The 24120-nt window shown below is 42.5% G+C and carries 27 protein-coding genes; 15 read left to right on the top strand and 12 right to left on the bottom strand.

Annotated features, from left to right (window positions below; translation table 11 throughout):
- Positions 1–195 precede the first annotated feature (195 nt).
- Complete coding sequence (locus C0582_05765; protein PLX29383.1) at positions 196–3021, bottom strand: excinuclease ABC subunit A; 2826 nt, start codon at positions 3019–3021, stop codon at positions 196–198.
- Between the two features lie 32 nt (positions 3022–3053).
- Here C0582_05765 and C0582_05760 point away from each other — a divergent pair, with 32 nt between their 5' ends.
- Both C0582_05760 and C0582_05755 read left to right on the top strand, forming a co-directional pair.
- A complete protein-coding gene (locus C0582_05760) occupies positions 3054–3911 on the top strand; it encodes a hypothetical protein (protein ID PLX29382.1) in 858 nt (285 codons plus the stop codon).
- Positions 3912–4015: 104 nt separating this feature from the next.
- Positions 4016–5005: a hypothetical protein gene (locus C0582_05755; protein PLX29381.1), complete on the top strand. Its 990-nt coding sequence runs from the start codon at positions 4016–4018 to the stop codon at positions 5003–5005.
- 15 nt (positions 5006–5020) lie between these two features.
- Here C0582_05755 and C0582_05750 read toward each other — a convergent pair whose 3' ends face one another.
- From C0582_05750 to C0582_05740, 3 genes are all read right to left on the bottom strand, one after another.
- The gene (locus C0582_05750; GenBank protein ID PLX29380.1) at positions 5021–5701 is read right to left on the bottom strand and encodes an rRNA methyltransferase; all 681 of its coding nucleotides are present in this window, start codon (positions 5699–5701) and stop codon (positions 5021–5023) included.
- A gap of 3 nt (positions 5702–5704) precedes the next feature.
- On the bottom strand, positions 5705–6925 hold the full coding sequence (gene hemA, locus C0582_05745; protein ID PLX29379.1) for a 5-aminolevulinate synthase: 1221 nt from the start codon (positions 6923–6925) through the stop codon (positions 5705–5707).
- A 62-nt stretch (positions 6926–6987) separates the two neighbouring features.
- A complete protein-coding gene (locus tag C0582_05740) occupies positions 6988–7593 on the bottom strand; it encodes a heme-binding protein (GenBank protein PLX29378.1) in 606 nt (201 codons plus the stop codon).
- A 115-nt stretch (positions 7594–7708) separates the two neighbouring features.
- Here C0582_05740 and C0582_05735 point away from each other — a divergent pair, with 115 nt between their 5' ends.
- Complete coding sequence (locus C0582_05735; GenBank protein PLX29377.1) at positions 7709–8125, top strand: EVE domain-containing protein; 417 nt, start codon at positions 7709–7711, stop codon at positions 8123–8125.
- 1 nt (position 8126) lies between these two features.
- Positions 8127–9482 carry a glutamate--tRNA ligase gene (locus C0582_05730; GenBank protein PLX29376.1) on the top strand — a complete coding sequence of 452 codons (1356 nt, stop codon included), beginning with the start codon at positions 8127–8129 and terminating at the stop codon, positions 9480–9482.
- Between the two features lie 7 nt (positions 9483–9489).
- Here the strand turns inward: C0582_05730 and C0582_05725 are convergent, their stop codons facing one another.
- From C0582_05725 to C0582_05705, 5 genes are read right to left on the bottom strand one after another with little or no spacing between them, the layout of a single operon-like run.
- Entirely contained in the window at positions 9490–9972 is a 483-nt protein-coding gene (locus C0582_05725; protein PLX29375.1) for an AraC family transcriptional regulator, read from the bottom strand.
- A gap of 47 nt (positions 9973–10019) precedes the next feature.
- On the bottom strand, positions 10020–10253 hold the full coding sequence (locus C0582_05720) for a hypothetical protein (GenBank protein PLX29374.1): 234 nt from the start codon (positions 10251–10253) through the stop codon (positions 10020–10022).
- Positions 10225–10947: a hypothetical protein gene (locus C0582_05715; GenBank protein PLX29373.1), complete on the bottom strand. Its 723-nt coding sequence runs from the start codon at positions 10945–10947 to the stop codon at positions 10225–10227. Before C0582_05715 ends, C0582_05720 begins: the two co-directional genes overlap by 29 nt.
- Positions 10944–11495, bottom strand: coding sequence for a hypothetical protein (locus C0582_05710; protein PLX29372.1), 552 nt, complete (start codon positions 11493–11495; stop codon positions 10944–10946). Before C0582_05710 ends, C0582_05715 begins: the two co-directional genes overlap by 4 nt.
- Positions 11492–13093, bottom strand: coding sequence for a hypothetical protein (locus C0582_05705; protein ID PLX29371.1), 1602 nt, complete (start codon positions 13091–13093; stop codon positions 11492–11494). The genes C0582_05710 and C0582_05705 overlap by 4 nt, the downstream gene beginning before the upstream one ends.
- A 224-nt stretch (positions 13094–13317) precedes the next feature.
- Here C0582_05705 and C0582_05700 point away from each other — a divergent pair, with 224 nt between their 5' ends.
- Genes C0582_05700 through xth form a run of 5 tightly spaced genes read left to right on the top strand, consistent with a single transcriptional unit; the run spans position 13318 to position 16743 of the window.
- Complete coding sequence (locus tag C0582_05700; protein PLX29370.1) at positions 13318–13920, top strand: hypothetical protein; 603 nt, start codon at positions 13318–13320, stop codon at positions 13918–13920.
- A 2-nt stretch (positions 13921–13922) separates the two neighbouring features.
- Positions 13923–14498, top strand: a complete 576-nt coding sequence (locus C0582_05695) for an aminoacyl-tRNA hydrolase (GenBank protein PLX29369.1) — start codon at positions 13923–13925, stop codon at positions 14496–14498.
- A gap of 7 nt (positions 14499–14505) precedes the next feature.
- Positions 14506–15603 (top strand): redox-regulated ATPase YchF, encoded by a 1098-nt coding sequence (locus tag C0582_05690; protein ID PLX29368.1) that lies wholly within the window; start codon positions 14506–14508, stop codon positions 15601–15603.
- A gap of 28 nt (positions 15604–15631) precedes the next feature.
- Positions 15632–15958, top strand: a complete 327-nt coding sequence (locus C0582_05685; GenBank protein ID PLX29367.1) for an iron-sulfur cluster assembly accessory protein — start codon at positions 15632–15634, stop codon at positions 15956–15958.
- A 2-nt stretch (positions 15959–15960) separates the two neighbouring features.
- Positions 15961–16743: an exodeoxyribonuclease III gene (xth, locus tag C0582_05680; protein PLX29366.1), complete on the top strand. Its 783-nt coding sequence runs from the start codon at positions 15961–15963 to the stop codon at positions 16741–16743.
- Positions 16744–16851: 108 nt separating this feature from the next.
- Here the strand turns inward: xth and C0582_05675 are convergent, their stop codons facing one another.
- A complete protein-coding gene (locus C0582_05675; protein PLX29365.1) occupies positions 16852–17529 on the bottom strand; it encodes a hypothetical protein in 678 nt (225 codons plus the stop codon).
- 113 nt (positions 17530–17642) lie between these two features.
- A complete protein-coding gene (locus C0582_05670; GenBank protein ID PLX29364.1) occupies positions 17643–18284 on the bottom strand; it encodes a hypothetical protein in 642 nt (213 codons plus the stop codon).
- 204 nt (positions 18285–18488) lie between these two features.
- Here C0582_05670 and tatA point away from each other — a divergent pair, with 204 nt between their 5' ends.
- From tatA to mutY, 6 genes are read left to right on the top strand one after another with little or no spacing between them, the layout of a single operon-like run.
- On the top strand, positions 18489–18647 hold the full coding sequence (gene tatA, locus C0582_05665; protein ID PLX29363.1) for a twin-arginine translocase TatA/TatE family subunit: 159 nt from the start codon (positions 18489–18491) through the stop codon (positions 18645–18647).
- Entirely contained in the window at positions 18647–18901 is a 255-nt protein-coding gene (locus C0582_05660; protein PLX29362.1) for a hypothetical protein, read from the top strand. Before tatA ends, C0582_05660 begins: the two co-directional genes overlap by 1 nt.
- On the top strand, positions 18891–19622 hold the full coding sequence (tatC, locus tag C0582_05655; protein PLX29361.1) for a twin-arginine translocase subunit TatC: 732 nt from the start codon (positions 18891–18893) through the stop codon (positions 19620–19622). Before C0582_05660 ends, tatC begins: the two co-directional genes overlap by 11 nt.
- Complete coding sequence (locus C0582_05650) at positions 19619–20896, top strand: serine--tRNA ligase (GenBank protein PLX29360.1); 1278 nt, start codon at positions 19619–19621, stop codon at positions 20894–20896. The genes tatC and C0582_05650 overlap by 4 nt, the downstream gene beginning before the upstream one ends.
- Positions 20897–20919: 23 nt before the next feature.
- Entirely contained in the window at positions 20920–21813 is an 894-nt protein-coding gene (locus C0582_05645) for a M23 family peptidase (protein ID PLX29359.1), read from the top strand.
- Positions 21814–22833 carry an A/G-specific adenine glycosylase gene (gene mutY / locus C0582_05640; GenBank protein ID PLX29358.1) on the top strand — a complete coding sequence of 340 codons (1020 nt, stop codon included), beginning with the start codon at positions 21814–21816 and terminating at the stop codon, positions 22831–22833. It abuts the gene before it with no gap.
- On the opposite strand, the gene C0582_05635 is transcribed toward mutY, so the two are convergent.
- A complete protein-coding gene (locus C0582_05635; GenBank protein ID PLX29357.1) occupies positions 22830–24017 on the bottom strand; it encodes a hypothetical protein in 1188 nt (395 codons plus the stop codon). The genes mutY and C0582_05635 overlap by 4 nt on opposite strands.
- Between the last annotated feature and the right edge of the window lie 103 nt (positions 24018–24120).

The following is a 24120-nucleotide window of genomic DNA, read 5'->3' as shown; positions in this document are numbered from 1 at the left end:
CGTTGAACTTATTTTGTTCAATGCTAATTTTTTTAAAAAGAGCCAAAGTTTTCGCTAAAAAGCATGTTCAAAGCAGATCTTGGTACAGATGGTAAGCCTCTTCCTAATTTCGAACACTGGAAGCGGGGTGACTGTGTTTTTGGATACGGCAAGCTCGAAGAAATTAAGCGTCAATTTGAAAGGTAAATTTCTCAATCACCTTTTATTCAAATAAGGCGCCAGGTATTGACCCGTGATACTTTGAGCCTTCTTTGTTATTTGTTCTGGTGTTCCTGTGGCAACAATTTCACCGCCCCCTATCCCGCCTTCGGGCCCAATATCAATGACCCAATCAGCTGTTTTGATGACATCTAAATTATGCTCAATGACAATAACGGTATTCCCTTGATCGACCAGCGCTTGTAATACTTCCAGAAGTTTTCGAATGTCTTCAAAATGCAAACCGGTTGTAGGTTCATCTAAAATATAAACTGTTTTCCCCGTTGACGCGCGGGCAAGTTCTTTGGCCACTTTAATCCGCTGAGCCTCACCACCAGAAAGAGTCGGCGCCGACTGCCCAACCTTCACATAGCCAAGCCCAACCCGCTTCAGCATATCCAGTTTCTTACGAATGGCTGGCACACTTTCAAACAAGTCATGCGCTTCATCGACAGTCAGATTCAAAACATCCGCAATGGAATAATTTTTGAACTTAACTTCAAGGGTTTCCCGATTATAGCGCTTACCCTTGCACTGATCACATTCCACGTACACATCGGCCAAAAAGTGCATTTCGATCTTTAAAACCCCATCTCCTTGGCAAGCTTCACATTGCCCCCCTTTCACGTTGAAAGAAAAGCGGCCAGGGGCATAACCACGGGCTTTTGACTCTGGCAAAGCAGCAAACCAGTCGCGCATAGGGCCAAAAGCACCGGTGTATGTAACGGGATTGGACCTAGGGGTCCGACCAATGGGTGACTGGTCAATATCAATCACTTTATCAATATGCTGAAGTCCAGATAATTTTTTGTAATGTAAGCCGGGTTGACCTGTTTTATTCAGATGTGTCTGCAGCGCTGGGAAAAGAGTATTGATAACCAGAGATGATTTCCCCCCACCCGAAACACCTGTCACAAGCGTAAACGTCCCCAAGGGAAATTCAGCGGTGACATTTTTCAGATTATTGGTTGTGACACCTTCAATCTTCAAGACATGCTCAAAAGAACGCCTGTGCTCAGGAATGTCTATTTTTCTTTTACCTGATAAATATTGTCCCGTTAGACTTTTCGGATTTTGAATAATTTCTTGTGGTGTTCCCTGCGCCACAATTTCACCTCCACGCGCCCCGGCGCCTGGTCCCATATCAACCACGTAATCAGCGGCCATGATGGCCTCTTCATCGTGTTCAACCACAAGAACCGTATTACCAATATCTCGCAAACGAATCAGTGTTTCCAGCAAGCGATCATTATCTCGCTGATGCAAACCAATTGATGGCTCATCGAGGACATACAAAACACCGGTCAAGCCAGATCCAATTTGTGATGCCAAACGAATCCGTTGACTCTCTCCCCCTGAAAGAGTCCCCGCCATCCGCGCCAAGGTTAGGTAACTTAATCCCACATTCTTCAGAAAAAACAAGCGGTCTTGAATTTCCCGCAAAATAGGTTTCGCAATTTCCTGCTGTTGGGGTTTCAATTTGTCAAAAATACTTGTAAACCAAGCATAGCAGTCTGCAACGGATAGCTGACTGACTTGTCCAATGTGCATACCAGCAATTTTGACCGCCCTTGCTTCTTCTTTCAGACGATATCCCTCACAGGTCGAGCACGGTTCTCTCACTTGATAGCGAGCTAAATTTTCTCGCACGCGATCACTATCTGTCTCACGCCACCGACGTTCCAAGTTATTGAGCACCCCCTCAAAAGGTTTATTCACCCGATAAGATCTTCCGTCATCCTCGTACTGAATGGGAATGGCTTTTGTTCCTGATCCGTGAAAAATAATCTTTTGAATAGAGGCCGGTAATTTTTCAAAGGGCGTATCCGGATCGTGGCCTAAATAAGCAATCACAGCTTGTAAGGCTTGGATATAATAGTCGCCAAAAGGTCCCCACCATGGTGCCACCGCCCCTTCATAGATGGTTTTTTTTCCATCCGGAACAATCAAGTCTTGGGAAAAAGCCATCTTTTCACCCAAGCCGTCACAAGTGGGGCACGCCCCTGCAGGGTTATTAAATGAAAACAAGCGAGGTTCAATTTCAGCCAGACTAAAGCCCGACTCGGGACATGAAAACTTCTCCGACAACAATAGGGTTTGCGGCTCAGTCAGATTTTCAACAATCACCAAGCCATCACTCAATTTCACACACGTCTCAAGTGTTGGCGCCAGACGCGCCTCTAAATCTGGCTTGACAACCAGCCGGTCCACCACCACAGCAATGTCGTGTTTTATGTTTTTATCCAAAGCTGGAATATCATCCATCAGATACACCACGCCATCAATTTTTAAACGTTGAAACCCTTGCTTGCGTAGCGCTTGGATTTCTTCTCGATACTCCCCTTTTCGGCCCCGCACAATTGGGGCAAGAATCAAAATTTTACTTTTTTCCGGCAAGGCCATAATACGATCGACCATTTGGCTGATTGTCTGACTTTCAATCGGCTTGCCCGTTGCTGGAGAATAAGGAACACCCACCCGGGCAAACAAGACACGCATGTAATCATAGATTTCCGTCACCGTTCCCACCGTTGAACGGGGGTTTTTCGATGTGGTCTTTTGTTCAATGGAAATTGCTGGGGAAAGCCCCTCAATTGAATCAACCTGGGGCTTTTGCATCATTTGCAAAAATTGGCGCGCATAGGCAGATAAGCTCTCAACATAGCGGCGCTGTCCTTCTGCATAAATGGTATCAAAGGCCAAAGAGGATTTGCCAGATCCACTTAGCCCCGTAATCACCACAAGCTTATCTTTAGGCAATTGAACAGAGATATTTTTGAGGTTGTGCTCGCGGGCACCACGAATTTCTAATAAGGAAGTCATATTTTTTTAATCTAAAAGCTGGAATTCATTTTATGTTAACGCAAACAGAAATGCTTGTCATTAGTATGATTTTAAGTAAAATAAACTTAAACACAGGGAATCATTCAATGCAACACGCACTCAAACTTGCTCTTATCTTATGTATCTGTTCACCGTCTCTCGAGGCTCTTCGTGAAAAAATAGTCAATGGCAATCCTTTCAGGACTGGTAATGCTGATGCTGTCATTGAAGATTTTAGAAGACAGGTAGGTAAACGTGAAGTGATTACCTTTATTGGCTACTCCGGTCGTGGATATCAAAATCCTGAAAAAATGCTTAAACAAGCGAGAATATTTCTCTCAATGCGGAGCCCACAAGAAGCTGTTGTTAATATCGGTGTCACCCCTGAAGGCATTGGTGCTATTTATCCGCTTGCTAAAAAAATGGGCTTTGAAACATTCGGGATTGTCTCAACTCAAGCCAGTGACTATCTTGATGGTGTTAAAAACGTTGATCATCCTTACCTTGTCCGTGATGAAACCTGGGGCGGTTATCAAAACAGCTCACAAATTAAGTTGAACCCAACCTCCGCAGCGATGGTTGCCGTCAGTGATGTCATGGTTGCTTATGGTGCTGGTGACATTGGTTTAGCTGAGCTCAGGGCAGGTCAATCTTATGGTAAAACCATCAAAGCTTATGTTTATGATGAAAACCATGAAAAGAGCATCAATAAAGCACTTAAAGCTGGCAAGGAAGCCCCAAAAATTTTCCATTTACCAGCCTTTGCTGAATTCTCAAAACGCCTTGGGTTTAGTCAAAGAAAAATCCGGCGCGTCCCACGTCGAGATAACCAAGAAAATCGTGCCAAGAAAAGTAAATCTTCTTCTGGGACAAGCCTAACAAAACAATAATAAAAATTGTTCCGCCTAGAGGAGGTGTCAGAGCACATTTTTTTGAAAAGTCTCGACATAAATTTTTAGCTGCACCCATTACAATAAAGGGGTAAACAATAGATATGTCGATCCCAAAAAAAAATATTGCTGTTGTTGGATGTGGAAACTGGGGCAAAAATATTGTTCGCTCCCTAGGTGAAATGGGACGCTTGGCAGCCATCTGCGATGATCGCACCAACAATACTCATGCACTTGAATTCGCTGAAAAATTTCACTGCCCCCACCTCTCTTTTGATGAGATTCTCAATGATTCCACATGTGAAGGCGTTGTGATTGCAACACCGACAGCAACGCATTTTAATCTCGCTCAAGCAGCCCTCAAAGCCAATAAACATGTCTTTGTTGAAAAGCCATTGGTGAGAGAGCATCACCAAAACAGCCAGCTGATCTCCCTTGCTAACTCTCAGCAAAAAACTTTAATGGTTGGCCATATATTGCTCTATCACCCGGCCTATCAAATGTTAGAGACAATAGCCGCAACCGACATTGGATCTCTTCATTACATCACCACGCGTCGCACTAACCTTGGTCGCTTCTTTCCGGGGGAAAGTGCCTTATGGGATCTCGCCCCGCATGATTTAGCCATGATTTTGAATTTGTTTAACCGTTCCCCGCAACGTGTCTTTTGTCATCAGGTTGCCTGTGTAGAAAAAGGCGTGGGTGATTTTGCATCCGTTGATCTTGATTTTGGGGAGGGTCAACAAGCAAATTTATATGTTTCGCGCTTTAGCCCCGTCAAAGAACAAAAAATCGTTTTACACGGATCTAAGGGATTTGCTTATTTTGATGATACCCAAGATTGGCCTCAAAAAGTCACGCTGAATAACAGTTCTGTCTCTCTAGATAAAGCTGGCCCGATCATTCACGCAAAGCCAAGTCAAACACAATCTCTGAGTCCAGCTGAACCCCTCAAGATTGAGCTACAAGCATTTATCGACTCTTTTGAACACCCCTCAAGAAACAAGAGTAACGGTAAACAAGCTCAGGTTATATTGACAATTATTCAAGCCGCAGAGGAATCGGCCAAAACACAGTCGTGGATTAGCATATAGCTCAAACACTCCATATCATCCCTTAAATTCCTGAGCAATGACATACATTTCTGATGACTCTTTTCGGCTGGAAGGCGGTTTAAAGTGAGAGACTTTGCGAAAGTTTTTCTTAAGCAAAAGCATCACATCATCTTGCCCCCCACCTTGTAAGGTTTTGGCAACAAAGGATCCGTCCGGTTTCAACACTTCGATGGCAAAATAACAAGCCTGCTCAACCAAATCCATAATACGAATATGATCGGTTTTTTTATGTCCTGTTGTCACAGGGGCCATATCGCTTAAAACAGTATCGATTCCGTTTTTTGTATGAGAGAGGAGCTTTTGATAAATATCCTCATCGGTAAAATCACCTTGGATAAAGGTCACATCTTCCAACGGGTCCATCTCAAGTAAGTCAAGGGCTATAAGAGTTTGATTGTTCCCATAGCGTGACAATACCTGACTCCATCCTCCTGGCGCCGCCCCCAAATCAACCACAGTTGTACCGGGCTGGATCAACTTATACTTATCATTGATTTCAATAAGCTTGTAAGCCGCACGGGAACGGTACCCCTCAGCCTTGGCTTTTTGGACATAAGGGTCGTTAAGTTGGCGCTGCAACCAACGCTGCGATGAGTTTGTGCGACCTCTGGCCGTTCGCAGCTTAATTGACTGTTTACGATGGCCGCTCAGATCTTTAGGGGTTTTGTTAGACATAATCTAAGCCGACTTTTTCTGCAAAGGCAGCGTGAAAAATTGCCACGTTTCTAGGCATGCCTCAACCAATGCATGAACCATTTCAGGTGTATGCGTGGGATTGGGTGTAAGACGAAGCCGCTCTGTTCCCCTTGGAACAGTGGGATAATTAATTGGCTGAACATAGATATTATGCTTTTCAAGCAACCGATCGGTCACTTTTTTACACAAACGTGCATCGCCAACAATCAAGGGAATAATGTGGCTGTTGCTATCTAAAAAGATAAATCCTGCTTTTTGAAGACAGCTTTTTGTATAGTTCACAACAGACCATAAATCATTACGCATCATCGTGTTGTTTTGAATTAATTCAAGACTCTTCTGGATGCCACTAACAATCGCAGGAGGTAAGGCTGTGGTAAAAATAAACGGCGGCGCGCAGGATCGAATGAAATCAATCAACGTGCTGTTTGCGGTAATATAACCACCGATGATGCCAAACGCTTTACCAAAGTTGGCTTGTAAAATATCTATCCGATGGTTTTTCTTGATTTTTTCAACATAACCCATACCCGAATGACCATAAATACCAACGGCATGTACTTCGTCAACGTATGTGAGGCAATTATATTTTTCTGCTAAATCGCAAATCTTAGACACCGGAGCAAAATCTCCATCCATGGAATAAAGTGACTCAAAAACAATTATTTTAGGGGTATTTTGATCATATTTAGCCAGTTTTTGCTCTAAATCATAGACATTATTATGCTTAAAAACCTCTTTTTGAACGCCGCTGATGCGAATACCATGGATAATTGAGGCATGGTTGCATTCATCTGAAAACACCACAACGCCCGGCATATAGCGTAACAGTGTTGAGAGGGTTGCTTCATTAGCTGCATACCCGGAAGTAAACAACAAGGCAGCGTCACGATCATGCGCTTGGGCTAATTGGTGCTCAAGCTCTCGGTGTAAAGTGCTGGTGCCACTAATGTTACGCGTACCACCGGCACGGGCACCGTAAAGATTAAGGGCCTTTTTCATGTGTTCGATGACTTTGGGATTCTGACCTAGCCCCAAGTAATCATTGCTGCACCAGATGGCGACTTTCTTACGCTGCTCTTCTGATGTAAGATAGGCCATTGGATAATCACCAGCAATTCGTTCAAGTGGCGCAAAATAACGATAACGCCCCTCTTGATGGATGTCATTTAATGCAGCACGGAAATAGTCTTGATAATGCATGATTTCTCCTGCCTAACCATAGCATAAACTCCTAGAAGCAAAAAAGAACTATCCAGACAAAATTAACGTTTATCAACTTCCATCCATATTTCATTGCGACGGAGGAAAGGCAGGGTCCATGGTGGGTTATAGAAAGCATAAATAATTTTGGACTCCAGGGGCAAGTTTTGCGTCCTCATAAATTCTGTCAACTTCTGATGATGCTTTCGTAAATTTTCATCGCTGCCCCTGCCAGAAAAAGTGATCGCAGCATAGGTCTTGCCGGGCATGATTTTTAAGCGAACCTTCTCATTATTAACTTCAGGTAAATCCTCAAGGCGATAGTTTGATGGCATCACAAATCGTACCATCCATTCGTCAAGAGAGCTCTCGCACCCCTCTTGAATCACAGGTGCTGTCATCGCTATTTTTACGTTTGCTTTATTATTCCCAAAAATATAATCAGCCAGAAGACGGAATCCTTTTTTAATGGCGTCGGTGCGCTTTCCTTTAACGGATACTTCAGCCACCACTAAATCGGGATACGTTCTCATTTCTACAGAATCTTCTGAAGAGAGTTTTTGATAGCTTGGTTGCTCTACATTTGTCACAACATAACTCCACACGGCAAAGGAGGCGATTGCTACAACTAGGAAAAGAAAGCCAATCTTCATCCATTTTTTTGCCATCACCGTCTCCTTTAATAGTCGTTAACATTTTATACCTGATCGTCAAAAGAATCAATAAAGCCTTATTTTGAAGAGTGTGATACAATATAAATTATATTAAATACAGAGTGAAATAATGCCCTACTGGCTGGTCAAAACAGAACCTAGCACGTGGTCTTGGGATGATCAAAAACGCGTTAAGGTAGAACCCTGGGATGGTGTGCGCAATCACCAGGCACAGGGCAACCTTAAAGCCATGAAAAAAGGAGATCTCTGCTTCTTTTATCATTCCGTTCAAGAAAAACGCATCGTCGGCATTGTCCAGGTGGTGCGGGAATTTTACCCCGATCCAAAAGAGCCGCGTTTTGGTCAAGTTGATGTTGCTTACCAGGCTAATATGGTTCAACCAGTGACTCTTCAGCAAATCAAAAATCATCCCGAACTTCAAAACATTCCCCTGGTGCGTCAATCACGTCTCAGCGTCATGCCGCTTGACAAGGCTTCCTGGAACTTGATATGCTGCGAAATGGGACAAACAAAAATATTAATTTAATATGAATACCATGCGTGTCCGTTTTGCTCCCAGTCCCACCGGTTACCTTCACGTTGGTAATGTGCGCACTGCGCTGCTTAACTATTTATTCTGCCGTCAGCACAAGGGGGTTTTCCTGCTTCGCATTGACGATACCGATCAAGAGCGTAGCAAACCCGAATATGAAGAGGCGATTTATCAAGATCTCGCCTGGCTTGGCATCAGTCATGATGAAACAGCCCGTCAATCAACCCGCTTTGAACGTTATCAAAAAGCAACGGACCACCTGAAATCCGCGGGCCGTCTTTATCCCTGTTATGAAACCCAAGAAGAGCTGGCTTTCAAACGAAAAATGCAACTTGCCCAAGGCCGCCCTCCTCAATATGCTCGTGCGGGTCTGCACCTAACTGACGATCAAAAACACGCTTATGAACAACAGGGACGCAAACCCCATTGGCGGTTTAAAATAGCCGATGAAGCCATTGATTGGCATGATTTAGTCCGAGGCCCTGTTCACTTTGAAGGCGCTCACCTTTCGGATCCTGTTTTGATTCGCGAAGACGGCCAGCCCATTTACACCTTGGCTTCGGTTGTTGATGATTGTGAAATGGCCGTTACCCACATTATCCGGGGTGAAGACCACGTCGCTAATACAGCGATTCAAATCCAACTGATCCAAGCCCTGGGGCATGATCCCCAAAAATTCCATTTTGCTCATATGCCGCTCATCTCTGATGATAAGGGTGAGGGGCTTTCTAAACGTTTGGGAAGCGCCGGCATTCGCACGCTCAAAGAAGAGGGGCTTTTACCCATGGCTCTCTCCAACGTTCTGGCGCGCTTAGGCACCTCTCAGCCGATTGAAGCGTTTGACTCCCTTGATCCCTTGATCAAAAGCTTCAGCTTTGATTTATTTGCTCGATCTACGCCCAAGTTCAGCTTTGAAACGGTTCAAGTAATTAATGCCAAACTTTTGCACGAAGCCCCGCTTGACCAAATCAAACCCTATCTGCCAGAAAGCATGAACCTTGATGCATCAACGTGGAAAACACTTCAGAAGAATTTAAACAGTCTGCAGGATCTGCCCGCTTGGCAACAAATTTTAGCAGGTGATTTTTCTGTTTCTTTTTCTGAAGAGGATCAAATCTACTTAAAAACAGCCCTTGATCTTTTGCCCCCATCCAACTGCTGGAGTGAAGATCCTTGGACCCAATGGCAAAACACGCTCAAAGAAAAAACCAATCGCAAAGGTGGCAAATTGCTGAAGCCCCTACGGTTAGCACTCACAGGTCTCGATCATGGCCCCGAGCTGGGAAAACTGGTCAAGTTACTGGGATATGAGAAAATTAAAAAACGTGTTGATCACTCAATTTCAATCTAAGCGTAGACTATTCCACACCAATATAAATGGGGAAAGTAGCCTCAAGCGGATTCATATCAGGCCCATAAACCTCAAAATCAGCAGCATATTTTCGAATGCCACCTAGCTCTTCGGGGGACATTTTCCAAATTTTTTCCCACGCTTGAATACAAACGTTGGGCATAATCCCTGGACCAATATCAAACTTAATATATTTTTGTGCTGGGATTATTAACGTTTCTAAAGATCCATCATCGGATGCTATTGGCTCAACCCACTCTCCAACAAAGTAAGTGTACTCGCCATTTTCATCAAATTCATACTGAGTGTAAACACAGTATGTCAATCCAGGGGCTGCTCTTTTAGGAATTTTTTCAAAAAGCCGCTCATTAAAAAATTTTGCAAGCGTGGACTGAATGCGTCCTTCTCCTGATTTCTCTCTCGCGTTGGTTGTTCGAACAGAAACGCCAACTAAACTAATAGCATTTTCGTGTACTAGGGATTGATTCATTATTTTGCAGCTCAATGGTTAAACCAACTATACATATCAAGGTCGTCTTAAACCACTGTTTCTTGATGGACTTGAATCTTAAAAACCACGGGCGCAGGTTTCGGATGATTGATAATGGGATCAGGTACTTTTTCCCCCTCAAAATCAACCATCAAAACAAGCAGCGTTAAACAGAAAAAGAAAATAGAGACTGCGCCATAAACCCAGAACTGGAGCGGATGGGAAAGCAAGAAGCGATAGCTTGAATCGGGGTTAGGTTTTATAAATGATAAAAATTTCATCTCTTTCCCGTGCGGGTACGCCCCTGAAATCTTGGCTAAACGTCAAGTCATCTCTAGCGTTTTTTTGTTTTGAAGTCGGTTTCTCAAGCGTAATGGCGCGCCGAACCCGCTGACCTGCCTTTTTTTCAAAGGCGCCCATCCCTTTTGCTCCATGCGTAATCAACAGCCCTAAAATTTCATGCTTAAACTCTTGTGTGTCCTCAACATTTTCCAGTTGAACCGATACACCCAATTCTTGAAAGCTATTCTCACATTCTTCTACTTTGTCGGTGGGTAATCCAGATTGCACTGACAAATCCTCCACCACATTTTTTTGGCCCACCATCACAAAAGTGAATCGGTGGCCATAGCCATCAACTGTGTCTTTGGGCAGTAATTCTAACTCTTGATATGGCACCACCCCAATCCGCTGAGTGGGCAGCTCACAATATGGCAAGGATTTCCCTTGTTGTGGTGATCCATACGTCTCAGGCGCAGCCGGGCAAAGGGATCGCTTATAATTATCCCGCCTGCTAAACCACGATTGAACGCGCTTACTGATGCTGGCCGCTCTCTCTTGAGTGAGTTTATGCTTATAGTAGTGCCGGTATTTTTGAATGGCAGGCACTAAGGTTGCAACCACCAATCCCATAATGATCAGCCCAATACTAGCCTCTAACAAGGAATAAGCTGGCAACTGCCACCCCTTTTTCACACCAGCACCTCAACCGCCACAATACAAACTCGATCTTTTTGTTTGAAATCAAGTTCATTTCCATTTAGGCATTGATTATTGCCATCATTCAACACACGTACGTGGCCAGAATCATGTGAATGCTCTTCATTTTTACTAAGAAAAATCCGGGCTTCTGAGGGGGTTAACGCTCCTTGATCGCCCTCACGTGTCAACTTTAACCAATATCCAGGTAAAGCTTCTTGATCATGCACAAGTTCAATTTTACCGCCAACTTTTGCGCTTGGGGCATCGGTTTTAAGGACTTCCCGGCCTTCGTATTGATAAATATCTTCCCATACTTTCTTTTGATCCAGCGGCTGACCACCGGGATAGTCTTGATAAGCGTCGTGATATTCAGCAATGACGGATTGCAAGTGCTGCATCTGTTGAACGGTATGATTCAAACGCGCCGTCCGCAACAGCTGCTTGCCTTTCAAAGCGCCTCCCATAATCAGGCCCATGACAACCAGCGCAATGGAGACTTCAATTAAGGAAAAAGCGGATAATTTTTTGGGAAAATATTTCATGATTTTACTCGTTTGTTATGTTCAAGAGGGCGAGGATCTGTAAAAAATTTCTGATAGAGGTGCTTATCATATCCATGTTTTTTTCGCTTAGAAACAATGCTGGCTTTGATAAAAATAACCAATTCAGTGATGACGTGATCATCTGATTTTCCATGGGTGAGAAAGCTTAAAGGCGTTTCTCCAAGTCCAGGTAAGCCCGCCGAGGTGTGGTTGGCACTTTCCTGCATCAACCCGCCAAGAACAACAATTGACCCAGATTCCATTCTTAAAATAGAATCAATCTCCCGGACAGAGATCACCGGGATTTCAGACTTCACATCCTCAAGTTTGTATCTTTTAGCAGTAATTTCCACTGCTGGATCATTACGCAGCTGTTTAACGCTTGTAATGGTTGGTTTCAGGTAGAGAACAATTTCACGTGTGCTTGGGTCAATAGAAGGTTGAACCGTCATGATAAATCCAACAGGGACCGTTCTCATCTCACTTGATGAAATGATGTTCTCTTGAAAATTCTGTCGACCGGTGGCATTAAAATTTGTCTGAACATTGGTTTTAACACGAAAGAAGGGAAGATTATCGGCCACTTTTAGCAAAGCAGTTTGATTGTTTAAAACAGTCAATCGTGGCGAAGACAGCGTTCGCACAGTTCCAAATGTTTCCATAAAAGTTAGGACGCTATTAAATTTTTTTCGATCCTTGAATTGGAACTGATAGTAATCACCTGTTGGAGATTGGTTCACCAACCCATTCTTCTTCGCTAAAGAGCCCATATTACCGGTGATACTTAGGTTTTGACGTAACGATGACCAATTAATACCACTGCGATACTCATCGTTTAATCGAACTTCTACAACTTTCGCCTCTATCAAAATTTGCGTTCTTAAAACTTTACGGACCTTGTTTAATAAATCCTCAATAATATCGTGCTGCTTCTTTTGACCATACACATGGATAGCACCTGTGTGGCGGTTAAGGGAATAAGAAGCACCATCAGAGTTAGGAACGGAGCTATCATCCTTTTTTTTAGTGGTATCACCAGCAAGAGGTTGAATCGGAACATTCAGAATATGGGCAATGGTTTGATTCAGTTCATGCCAGAACTCATTTTTGAAACCGGATTTAATTTGCGTATGGGACGCATTTGACTTTTGATTTGTCGCTCCCTCTGTGCTTTGTGTGTTCACAGAAACATCACTCGATCCTTCTCTATTAAGGGCAAGATAATTGACGGGATAGCTTTTAAACGAAAAACCATTGATGCGAACAGCGATCATTTTATTGCTGTGACTAAACAGCGCCCCGGTCAGCTCTTCCAAATCAGAAAAAACATCTTCTAAAGGCCTATTTTCTACTTTGTATGATAACTGTAAAGATTTGTTATCTTGGATTAAAAACCCACACTTAAGCTGCTTAGCTAATTCTTTAACAATATCAGCCAACGTTATTTTTCCTTGTAAATCCAAGGTCACCATAAGCCCTGATTTTTTTACCGGCGGCGCTTCATCGGGTTCTTCTAACTCATCTTCTTCCTCGTAGAAGTCAGGTGCAGTATTGAGGGCTTTGAAATCATCGCGCGTTAAGTTTTCGAGACGGGTCATGAATGTCAGGATTGCGAACCATACTGCAGCCCATCAAAAGGAAAAACAGACAAACAAGGCATAAAAAATTCATAATTTTATATTAAATATAAGTTAATTATGGGATTTTATATCAGTATTCATGGCCGGATGCAAACAAGCTAAAATCAGCGGGTTAACTTTATACTTGCCTTATTGCACTGAATTGCTATAAATCACTAAGTATTTCAAGAAGGAGTTTTTATATGTCTTCTCTTCCCACCATTGAGTTGGAGCTCAGAGATCAAACAGGCAAGGGCGCTGCTCGTTCAGCAAGACGTAGCGGTTACGTACCTGGAACGCTCTACGGGCAAAAAGAACCGGTAAACGTTCAAGTGCTCAACAGCGAGTTTATCAAAGAAATGAAAAAGCCAGGTATTTTCATGCGTACGTTTAACGTGAAATTAAATGGTAAAACGTTTAAAGGCCTTGTTCGTGATATTGACCGGGATCGTGTATCAGAACTTCCCTTACACTTTGACATTCAAGCTATTGAAGATCAAACAATGGTTCGCCTGTCTGTTCCTCTGCGATTTATCAATCGTGAAAAGTGTCCCGGCTTGAAACGTGGGGGTGTTTTATCCGTTATTCATCACACCCTTAATGTAAAATGCTTGGCTAAGAACATTGTAAGCTTCATTGAAATTGATCTCAATGGTGCTCCTGTTGGCAAAAGTATTCGTTTTTCTGATCTCGCTCTTCCTGAAGGAATGAAGTTCGCACATCAACGCATGCAGGACACGGTCTACACAATCGTTCCACCGAAAGTAAAAGGTAAAGATGCGGCAGCTGAAGAAGGCGCTGCATAACAATGAAAGCATTTGTTGGCCTTGGGAATCCAGGCGCCAACTATGCCCTCACACGCCACAACATTGGTTTTTTGGTTATAGATGCCATCAGCCAGTCTTATGATATTCTAGATTTTAAAGCCAAGTTTCATACCCTCTATAGCCAAGGACGCATAGACAACAGGTCTGTTTTTCTGCTCAAACCTCAAACATTCATGAATGTATCTGGTAAGGCTGTCTCAGCTTTCCAATCATTTTACAAATTAAAACCTGAGGATTTCTGTATCATTCATGATGATCTTGATCTTGAAGAAGGTAAAATCCGTCTCAAGTTTGGGGGAGGGCATGGTGGGCATAATGGGTTACGGGACCTAACACAAAAAATAGGACCCAACTTCTGGCGATTAAAAATTGGCATAGGCCGACCCAAAATGACCTCTTTGTCTTCCGCCGATTATGTCCTCCAAAATTTTACTACTGACGATGAAGCCTGGCTTGTTCCAACGCTTCAAAATATCTGTACGCATCTCCCCTTGCTTTTTGAGACCGATCCCCATAAATTCACTTCAGTATTAATGAATGAATCAATAAACTCATAGGAAAATCATGGGATTTAATTGTGGCATCGTTGGCTTACCAAATGTCGGGAAATCAACTCTTTTCAACGCCCTTACGAAAACAGCTCAAGCACAATCTGCTAACTACCCCTTTTGTACCATAGAGCCGAACATAGGCCGTGTCGGTGTTCCTGATGAGCGTTTGGATACCTTGGCAAAATTGGCGCAGTCCAAACAAAAAATCCCAACAACCTTAGAATTTGTTGACATAGCCGGGCTTGTGCGCGGAGCCAGCAAAGGAGAAGGATTAGGCAACCAATTTTTGGGTCACGTACGCACTGTTGATGCAATCATCCACGTTCTAAGATGCTTTGATGATGATGACATCACTCATGTTGAAGGATCCGTTGATCCTCTACGTGATCGCGATATCATTGAAACAGAGCTGTTACTGGCTGATATGGAATCTTTGGAAAAGCGTAAGGTGACTTTGGAAAAGAAAGCCAAAGCTCAAGACGCGCGCAGCAAAGATCTTTTATCACTCATCCATTACATTCTCCCAACACTCGAAGCTGGCCATCCTGCCCGCACTATAAAAATTGATCCAGATCAAGAGCTGTTGTTTTCGGAGCTACAGCTCCTCACAGCAAAACCGATCGTTTACGTGTGCAATGTCGCGGAATCAGATGCTGCAACCGGGAACCAATACACCCAAAAAGTAGCTGAAGTTGTTGCTCAAGAAAAAGCAGAGATGGTTTATATCTCCAGCGCCATTGAGGCAGAAATTGCTGCTCTAGACGCTCCAGAACAACAAGAGTTCCTAGGAAGCCTGGGCCTTGAAAAAACCGGGCTGGATCAAGTGATTCAAAAGGGATATAGCGCGCTTAATCTTATTACTTTTTTTACCGTTGGTCCAAAAGAAGCGCGCTCCTGGACAACACATCAAGGGTCAACCGCACCGCAAGCAGCTGGAAAAATCCATACTGACTTTGAACGCGGATTTATTTGCGCAGAAACTATCCGCTATGCTGATTATGTTTCTTGTGGCTCTGAAGCAGCTGTTAAGGATGCTGGCAAAATGCGTCAAGAAGGCAAAGAATATATCGTTGAGGATGGAGATATCTTCCATTTTCGATTTAATGTATAATCAATAAAACAAAGAAGTTTTGGATCAAATGAGACAAGATTTTTTATCACCACGTGCTCACAAACACATCACCAAGCTCCTCTCAACAAAAGAAGAGGATTCTGTCTTTCGTATTTGTATCGATGCGGGGGGCTGCAATGGCTTTCAATATCAATTTCGGGTTGATCCACAAGCATCTGATGAAGATTTGATCATTGAACAAGAGGGTGTCAAAATTGCCATTGACACGGTTTCTCAGCCTTTCTTAGAAAATGCTCAAATCGATTATGTTGAAGATTTAATTGGCAGCTATTTTAAAGTCAACAACCCTGATGCAGCTTCATCTTGTGGCTGTGGCAGTTCGTTTTCGGTGTGACAATGCTTATTGCTAGCTGGAACATCAACTCGATTCGCACGCGCCTTGATCAATTGATTTCCTGGCTTCAAAAAGTCTCGCCCGACGTTGTTCTCCTGCAAGAAACCAAAGTTTTAGATGAAGCGTTTCCCCGTGAATTTATTGAGGACAGTGGCTACAACATCGCCATCCACGGTCAAAAGAGCTATAACGGTGTTGCCATCCTCTCAAAATACCCCCTCGAGGATATCCAGGTTGGCTTTTCTGGACAAGAAGACCCAGCACAAGCGCGTTATCTTGAAGCCGTCACCAATCAGGTTCGGGTTGCCAGTATTTACGTTCCCAATGGTCAGGAAGTTGGTCATGATAAGTATCTCTACAAACTACGTTTTTTAGATAATTTATACCATCACACCAACACGCTATTGAGCTTAAATGAAAAAATTATTTTAGGGGGGGATTACAACATCGCTCCCTTTGATCAAGACGTTTATGATGTTAAAAAGTTTCAAGACCGTATTCTTGCCAGCCCTGTGGAACGTCAGGCGCTACGAAAACTGACCAATGCCGGCTGGATTGATGCCGCGGCTGCCTATCAAAAAGCGCATGATTTGAATCCTGAAACTTTTTATACCTGGTGGGATTATCGCCAAGGTTCCTGGGAACAGAATCGTGGCTTGCGGATTGATCACTTCCTCGTTTCCCCCCAAGCCGCTGATTGCATCGATAAAGTTGAGGTGGACACTGAGACCAGAGGGAACACCCGCCCCTCTGATCACGCGCCTGTTCTATTAACCTTAGCTTAAATGCCCTTTAGTAATGAGAGAGCGTAAACTCAATACGACGGTTTTTTTCCATAGCTTCCTCTGAGATTCCCTCAACCAATGGCCAATAAGAGCTAAAGCTTGTAGGCGCTAAATACTTTGCCGGCACACCCCTCGCTCAATTAAATAGCTAGCAACCTCAATCGCCCTTGCACTTGCTAATTGCCAGTTGGATGGAAACTCTTTTGTATCGATCGGTTCAGAATCGGTATGACCATCAACGCGGATAAACCAATTAAGACCTAAGGGGGCCTGGGCAATAAATTGGCCTAAAAATTCAGCAAATTCCTCAAGCATAAACTGTCCTTGCTCATTGAGATCTGCAGACGCGCTGGCAAAGAACAAAGCAGTGTTAAAGCTATAGCGACCATTCTTGTATTCAATCATGCCTGGAAAACGCTGGCTAAATAACTTCAGTTTCGTCCAAAACTGATTTTTCAAACGATCCATGACTAAACTTAACGCCATAATTTTTTCTTGGGCTCTGGTAAACGCTTGCTCCGATTCCATAAGCTGCTGTTGTTGATCCAAACTTAAAGCTGCCAGAGGTTTAATAATGTTAATTTGTTTTTTCAGCTGCGTAAGGTGTTGCTCAAGCTCCAACGCTTCTTCGGTGGTGCGCGCTAAATCACCCTCGAGTAATTTAAGTTCATAGTTCTGGGTTGTAAAGCGCACCCCAAGAACCAAGCGATCAAAAGCCAGTATCGTCATCATACCGATCAATGTGGTTGCGATACCATATAAAAAGAACTTATTACGATAGAACATGCTACCTCTCCTGATAATTTATTTAATGCCAGATTATCTTAATTCGAACCGCGTGCAAAGCGACAAAAAAAGGGCTCCTAAAGGAGCCCTTTGAAACCTTAACTGTTTCACAACTAGAAGTGGTAAGAAACACCAACTTTAGCTTGGAAACCGTGTGGTTTTTTGTCAGTAAGAGCTTTGTGGTCAGATTTAAGTCCGCTTACGTTAGTTGCGAATTTGTATCCAACTTCACCCAACCAAGATACTTTCTCGTGTAGTTTACCCATTACACCCAAGTGTGGAACAAGTGAGAAAGTCCGTACGTTGTCTTTAACAGTTCCGAATTTGTAACGACCGAAACCGAATTCATGACCTAGACCTAAGTAACCAGACATTTTTTCGTTGAACATACGACCTACTTTAAGAGTCAGATCAATGTTGTGCTTTGGTTCAAAAGTGACTTTACCAGCAGAAGCAGCAGGAAAAGTTTTGTTACCAACTTTAGCTTTACCAGTATCGTAGTTAAAACCAACTGATACACCAAGCATCAATTTGTTGCTTAGCGTGTTCCAGTAACCTACCCCTAGACCACCAAGGAAACCATTTCCAAGTTTGTCTTGAGATGTACCGCGAACAGCACCGGCATTAACTGTTTTACCTTTTGCTTTAGTTCCAGAGTAACCAAGTTTAACATAAGTGTTGAAACCGTCATTCATTGCTTGACCAGACATTGCTACGAGAGCAAGAGCTGATGCAGACATAAGTAGTTTATTCATCATATTCTCCTAATATTATTAACTATATCTATACCATATTGAGGGGCAAACATCCGTGCAACAGAATTAAGATAAAAATGTCCTTTTGCCTCTTACATTTTTTATTTGTGATGTTTTTATGCAACACCAGGATATGGAGCCAACTTATTATTGAGGATGATGAAACGACTAACATATTGTATAGTATAAAAAAAAAGGTCCTTTATGTCTGTTGGTTTTTTTCAAATTCTGCTTATTGCTCTCATCGTTCTCCTGCTGTTTGGTTCCGGACGCATCAAAAACCTGATGTCAGAGCTTGGAGAAGGCATCAGGGCTTTTCGTAAAGGCGCTGACTCCAACGATAAAAAAAAGAAAAAAAAATAATGGTTGGCGTTGGTTTTTATGAAATATGCCTCATTACGCTGCTTGTCGGCTTATTGTGGAATAAAAAAGATTTTGCCAAAATACTGTTTAATCTTGGAAAGTGGTACAGCAAGTTCCAGAAAATGTGGCTCTCTTTCAAGAATGAATTAAAGAATCACCTGCAACAGGCTGAAATTGATGCCTATCGTACCAATGCCGAAAAAGAAGCCCACACCAAGCAGCCTCTAACCTCTCAAACCAAAAATGATCAGTAGCAACCTGGCTGAACTTAAGCAACGCTTTCTCATCACCCTTGGCTGCTTTGTTATTGTTTTTCTAGTGTCGTTCTTTTGGGCCAGCAAACCTCTGCTAAACCTGATTCTCACCTATACCCACCACATCGTATTAGAGGCAAAATACCCCTCTTTTCAATTTGTATACGGCAGCTTACCAGAAGCGTTTTTTATCAAACTAAAACTCTCTCTTTGGTCTATCTCATGCCTGATTGTGCCCATCATTGAGTATCAGCTTTATCAATTCATGGTTCCCGGCCTATATAAAAAAGAAAAAAAGTGGCTTTACGCCTTACTTTTGAGTTTTCCACTCTTTTTTCTTTTAGGTTCTTTTTTTCTTTTCTTAGTGGTTTTACCAAACGCGCTACTCTTTTTCATGACAACAGCACAAAATCTGGGCAGCACAACCATTCCTCTTCTTGCCAACTTAGAGAATTCAATTCACTTTTTCGGCCTGTTTGTTTTGGTTTTTGGCTTAAGCTTTCAATTGCCAATCATCCTGATCTTCTTAGTTCAGACAGGGATCCTTCATCGATCGTCTCTTCAAAAAAACAGAAAATATGTCGTGGTTTTTATCTTCACCTTAGCCGCCTTTTTAACCCCGCCTGATCTGTTAAGCCAGGTTGCACTAGCAATTCCATTGGTGTTGCTATATGAAGGAACCATCCTTTTTTTACGTATGATAAATAAGAGAGAAAAATGATCGATATAAAATTACTCCGTGACACACCAAAGCATTTTGAAGAAATGTGCACCAAGCGTGGATTAGATGTAGATTTGACTGAAATTTTGACCACAGATGAAAATCTGCGTACCGTACAAACCAAGCTCCAAGACCTTCAGCATCAAAAGAATCTTCTGGCTCAAGAAATGGCGCAGGCTAAAAGACAGGGAGACGCTACCGAAGAGCTTCAAGAGACGGGTGTTAAAATTCGAACAGAGAGTCAAGATTTAGAAGAAAAAAAAACAGCTCTGTCAGAAACACTTCATTTGCTTCTCTCTCATCTTCCTAACTTGATCGCCAGCGATGTTCCTACCGGTCAGGATGAAACTGATAATGCCCTCATTCGCACGTGGGGTGAACCCCAACCTCTTACGTTTGCCGCCAAATCCCACGACGAACTGGGTGTTAGCATGGGGCTTATGGACTTTGAATCTGCTGTTAAAATGTCTGGAAGTCGATTTGTTGTCCTTAAGGGTGACCTTGCTAAATTGGAGCGAGCACTGGCCCATTTTATGCTTGATATCCACACCACCAAATTTGGGTATGAAGAAATTTCACCACCGCTCTTAGTGCGTGATTCCGCCCTATTTGCCACAGGACAACTCCCCAAATTTGGGGAAGAATCTTTTCAAACAACAACGAATCACTGGCTGATCCCAACGGCCGAGGTTAGCCTAACCAATCTTGCCGCTGATCAAATTTATGACCAAGATCAGCTTTCTTTGCGCTATGTTGCTTATACCCCTTGTTTTCGCTCGGAAGCTGGTGCTGCTGGGCGTGATACCAGGGGAATCATTCGTTTACATCAATTTAATAAAGTCGAATTGGTTAGTTTTGTTCCACACTATATGGCAGAACAAGAGCATCAGCGCATGCTCTCAGCTGCGGAGTATATCCTTCAAGCCCTGGAAATTCCTTACCGTGTTATGTTGCTTTGTTCAGGTGATCTTGGGTTTCACGCTCAAAAAACCTATGATCTTGAAGCCTGGATCCCAAGTCAAAACACTTATAGAGAGATCTCTAGCTGTTCTTCTTTTGGTGACTATCAATCTCGGCGACTCAAAGCGCGTTATCGTCCTTTATCTGAAGGGAAAAAAACCAAACCCGAATTCATTCATACCCTGAATGGTTCTGGTTTAGCAGTGGGTCGAACCTTGGTTGCTCTTTTGGAAAACTACCAACAAGAAGATGGATCTATTGTTATCCCTCCCGTTCTTCATTCCTACATGAATGGCAAAATTATTCTCTCCTAAGAGTTTTGGTGTAAACTTGCTCTATGGCTCGGTTTTACCTTATAGCGTTAAACATTAGTATATTAACACTGCTAACGATGTGTGGGCGTCCTGGTGGCCTTGCGCCTTTGGTATCGTTCCCAAGGCTATTCTCTCGCTCACTCTCAAAAACATCCTCACCACCAGCAGTTACAAGTACGTCTAATCATGAGATTCAAAAAGGGGAAACTTTGTATAGCATTGCCCAGAAACATCACATGCCTTTAGAAGATCTCATCCAACATAATAATTTATCCGCCCCTTATGTTCTATCGGTAGGTCAGGTCTTGAAAATCCCAACTGCCAGTTATCATATTGTTAAAGCTCAAGAGACGCTCTATAGCATTTCTAGGCTATATAATATGGATCAAACCACACTTGTTCGCTTAAACGATCTCCAAGAACCTTACACATTATCCATTGGTCAAAAACTTAGAATTCATGGATCTTCTCCTCAAACGCTTGCTCAGAAACAGAGAAAAGCGTCTCCCAAAAAGAGAATTGGATCTGTTCTGCCTTTAAGAGAGGGACGGTTCAAAAATCCTGTTTCTGGAGGGCGCATTATCTCAAGATATGGTGTTAAAAAAGGCGGTATAGTAAATGATGGCATTAACATCAAAGCCCCCTTAAACTCACCCGTGAAAGCTGCTGAAACTGGCCTTGTGGTTTATACAGGTCAAAGTATCAAAAGCTTCGGAAACCTTGTACTGATTAAACACGAAGGGGGATGGGTGACAGCCTATGCGCACTTATCCAAAGTAACAGCTAAAGAAAATACTAAAATCAAACGGGGCCAAATCCTTGGATTGATTGGAAAGACCGGTTTCGTTGACGCGCCCCAACTGCATTTTGAAATTCGAAAAGGGCGTCAAACTTATGATCCCCTCGCGTATATATAAATGATGACACCAGAAAAACGGCTGTTTTTTCAAAAGCAATTATTACAGTTGTATAATCAATATCAACGGGCTTTGCCTTGGCGTGCAGTTGATGTTAAACCAAATCCATATTATGTCTGGCTCAGCGAAATCATGTTACAACAAACAACTGTTGTAACAGTCATTCCTTATTTTAATCGCTTTATTAAAAAATGGCCCACCATCACTCACCTCGCGCACGCCACACAGGATGAGGTTTTTCATCTCTGGCAAGGTCTAGGATACTATCAACGGGCTCGTAATCTCCTCAAATGTGCACAAGTTATAGAAAGCACCTATCAGAGTGTTTTTCCTGAAGATTTATCCAGCTTACTATCCCTACCTGGCATTGGCCCATATACAGCCGCGGCCATTCGAACCATCGCATTCAATCAACCAGAAACCGTGGTTGATGGCAATATAGAGAGCGTTTTATCTCGTTATCTGTGCTTTGATGGTGTTTTTCCAAAAGCAAAAAAACAATTCTCTGGCGAAATTTCAGAGATTTTTCAGGTTGCCAAACCAGGAGATTTAGCCCAATCAATCATGGACTTAGGATCTATGATTTGCAAACCCACATCCCCTTCCTGTACAGACTGCCCAATTCAACAAAAATGTTGTGCTTTTGCATCAAAAAATACCCAAAACTATCCAAAAAAGGCTCCAAAAACGCCAAAACCAACCCGATATTCCAGCCTTTTTTGGATCGAAAATAACAAAAGTCAGGTTTATATTCGCAAAAGAACAGAAGGAAGATTATTGTTGGGATTGATGGAATTTCCCTCAACACCATGGTTAGAGTCAAATCAAAGTCCTGCTGATGGTGACATAAAAGTCATGCACACCTTTACGCATTTTCATCTCATTCTTGAAATCATCAAAACAGATGCTGTTCCTGTATGGACTCAAGGTGGTTTTTGGTGCGATAAAAATGATCTAGAGAATTATGCATTTCCAACCGTGATGAGAAAAGTTATTAGGAAAATAAGCGATCAGTATTAAGTTTTAGGCTGAATGTATTTGAATTTTTTCATAGAAAAAGTCAGCACAAAAACAATCATACACACGATAACTGCGGAAAAACTATAGGGTACAGCGCTGCCATTGAAAAAATATCCAATAATCGTGATGCCCACTGCACTGAATAACATTTCAAGTGCAATCATTAATGCGGCCGCTGATCCAGCTTTCTTAGAAACAGAATTAATAAGACATCCGGTTGCATTTCCAAAAACAAGGCCAAATCCTATATAGGTTAACATTTTCAAACCTTGAATAGCCTCGGGGCTTAACGAATAAAAAAGACCTAAGATAAGGGTTATAACATTCCCCACTAGAATAAATCCAAAACCAAGATTTAAAATAGACTCAATAGAAATCTTACTGACTATAACTTTCTCAGAGAGAATGATGGCAATCACATACATGGAAAATAAAGGGAAAACATAATAACCATACTCTACCTCTTGAACCCCCATATGGTTAACAAGCATCAACGAGCATGTACTTATATCCATGAAGAGAAGAGTAACAGCCAAAACTTTAATGATTGCAAAATACTGATATCGACGATTTGTCAGCACAACTAAAAAATTTTTAAAAAAAGTCTTAGACGTGACTTTGCGTCTTTCAACCAATGTTTCCGGTAAAAAGAAAATTTGCAGGACTAAAATAATAAGGGAAAAGGCAAGAAGAAGCCCCAAAATTGAACGCCAGTCCATATACTTTAATAAGTAAGATCCAAGCATAGGCGCCACAGCAGGCACAATTCCAACAACAGAGTGTACATAATTGATCATGCGCACATAGGCTCTTTCGCTGTACACGTCACGCAAGCTTGCATTACCAACAACCCAACCCGCGCCAGCACCAAGACCTTGGCAAAAACGACCAATCATCAAAGTAGTAAAACTATGGGCAAAAACGCTCAGGGCTGTTCCAAGGGAAAATAAGACACTACTCAAAATAATGATGGGTCGCCTACCTAAACCATCACATAAACTCCCATAGATCATTGCGGCTATTCCGAGAGCAAAAAGCCCCAAACTCATGGAATAACTGGCCAATTGTTCAGTAATGCCGATATTTTCTTGAACCCTTGGCAAAAGGAGAGAATTAAAACTAATCGAGCATTCAATCGCAATAATAAAGCCAGTGACAAAAACAGGTAAGAGACGGATAAGCATAATTTTCCTTAAATATTAAAAAATTGTGTGTCCACTCTTATGAGTTAATTTTGGAATTGTGAAGAAAAAAGTTATATTCATGCCTCCTTTTTATTTCGCAGTG

The sequence above is a fragment of the Alphaproteobacteria bacterium genome, assembly GCA_002869105.1.
Lineage (GTDB): Bacteria > Pseudomonadota > Alphaproteobacteria > UBA7879 > UBA7879 > UBA7879.
The sequence above is the reverse complement of the archived record's forward strand: the minus strand, read 5'-3'. Positions and strand labels throughout refer to the sequence as shown.

Coding starts and splice junctions, on each gene's coding strand:
- C0582_05765 (PLX29383.1), bottom strand. CDS start 3,021: ATGACTTCCTTATTAGAAATTCGTGGTGCCCGCGAGCACAACCTCAAA.
- C0582_05760 (PLX29382.1), top strand. CDS start 3,054: ATGTTAACGCAAACAGAAATGCTTGTCATTAGTATGATTTTAAGTAAA.
- C0582_05755 (PLX29381.1), top strand. CDS start 4,016: ATGTCGATCCCAAAAAAAAATATTGCTGTTGTTGGATGTGGAAACTGG.
- C0582_05750 (PLX29380.1), bottom strand. CDS start 5,701: ATGTCTAACAAAACCCCTAAAGATCTGAGCGGCCATCGTAAACAGTCA.
- hemA (PLX29379.1), bottom strand. CDS start 6,925: ATGCATTATCAAGACTATTTCCGTGCTGCATTAAATGACATCCATCAA.
- C0582_05740 (PLX29378.1), bottom strand. CDS start 7,593: ATGGCAAAAAAATGGATGAAGATTGGCTTTCTTTTCCTAGTTGTAGCA.
- C0582_05735 (PLX29377.1), top strand. CDS start 7,709: ATGCCCTACTGGCTGGTCAAAACAGAACCTAGCACGTGGTCTTGGGAT.
- C0582_05730 (PLX29376.1), top strand. CDS start 8,127: ATGAATACCATGCGTGTCCGTTTTGCTCCCAGTCCCACCGGTTACCTT.
- C0582_05725 (PLX29375.1), bottom strand. CDS start 9,972: ATGAATCAATCCCTAGTACACGAAAATGCTATTAGTTTAGTTGGCGTT.
- C0582_05720 (PLX29374.1), bottom strand. CDS start 10,253: ATGAAATTTTTATCATTTATAAAACCTAACCCCGATTCAAGCTATCGC.
- C0582_05710 (PLX29372.1), bottom strand. CDS start 11,495: ATGAAATATTTTCCCAAAAAATTATCCGCTTTTTCCTTAATTGAAGTC.
- C0582_05705 (PLX29371.1), bottom strand. CDS start 13,093: ATGACCCGTCTCGAAAACTTAACGCGCGATGATTTCAAAGCCCTCAAT.
- C0582_05700 (PLX29370.1), top strand. CDS start 13,318: ATGTCTTCTCTTCCCACCATTGAGTTGGAGCTCAGAGATCAAACAGGC.
- C0582_05695 (PLX29369.1), top strand. CDS start 13,923: ATGAAAGCATTTGTTGGCCTTGGGAATCCAGGCGCCAACTATGCCCTC.
- C0582_05690 (PLX29368.1), top strand. CDS start 14,506: ATGGGATTTAATTGTGGCATCGTTGGCTTACCAAATGTCGGGAAATCA.
- C0582_05685 (PLX29367.1), top strand. CDS start 15,632: ATGAGACAAGATTTTTTATCACCACGTGCTCACAAACACATCACCAAG.
- xth (PLX29366.1), top strand. CDS start 15,961: ATGCTTATTGCTAGCTGGAACATCAACTCGATTCGCACGCGCCTTGAT.
- C0582_05675 (PLX29365.1), bottom strand. CDS start 17,529: ATGTTCTATCGTAATAAGTTCTTTTTATATGGTATCGCAACCACATTG.
- C0582_05670 (PLX29364.1), bottom strand. CDS start 18,284: ATGAATAAACTACTTATGTCTGCATCAGCTCTTGCTCTCGTAGCAATG.
- tatA (PLX29363.1), top strand. CDS start 18,489: ATGTCTGTTGGTTTTTTTCAAATTCTGCTTATTGCTCTCATCGTTCTC.
- C0582_05660 (PLX29362.1), top strand. CDS start 18,647: ATGGTTGGCGTTGGTTTTTATGAAATATGCCTCATTACGCTGCTTGTC.
- tatC (PLX29361.1), top strand. CDS start 18,891: ATGATCAGTAGCAACCTGGCTGAACTTAAGCAACGCTTTCTCATCACC.
- C0582_05650 (PLX29360.1), top strand. CDS start 19,619: ATGATCGATATAAAATTACTCCGTGACACACCAAAGCATTTTGAAGAA.
- C0582_05645 (PLX29359.1), top strand. CDS start 20,920: ATGGCTCGGTTTTACCTTATAGCGTTAAACATTAGTATATTAACACTG.
- mutY (PLX29358.1), top strand. CDS start 21,814: ATGATGACACCAGAAAAACGGCTGTTTTTTCAAAAGCAATTATTACAG.
- C0582_05635 (PLX29357.1), bottom strand. CDS start 24,017: ATGCTTATCCGTCTCTTACCTGTTTTTGTCACTGGCTTTATTATTGCG.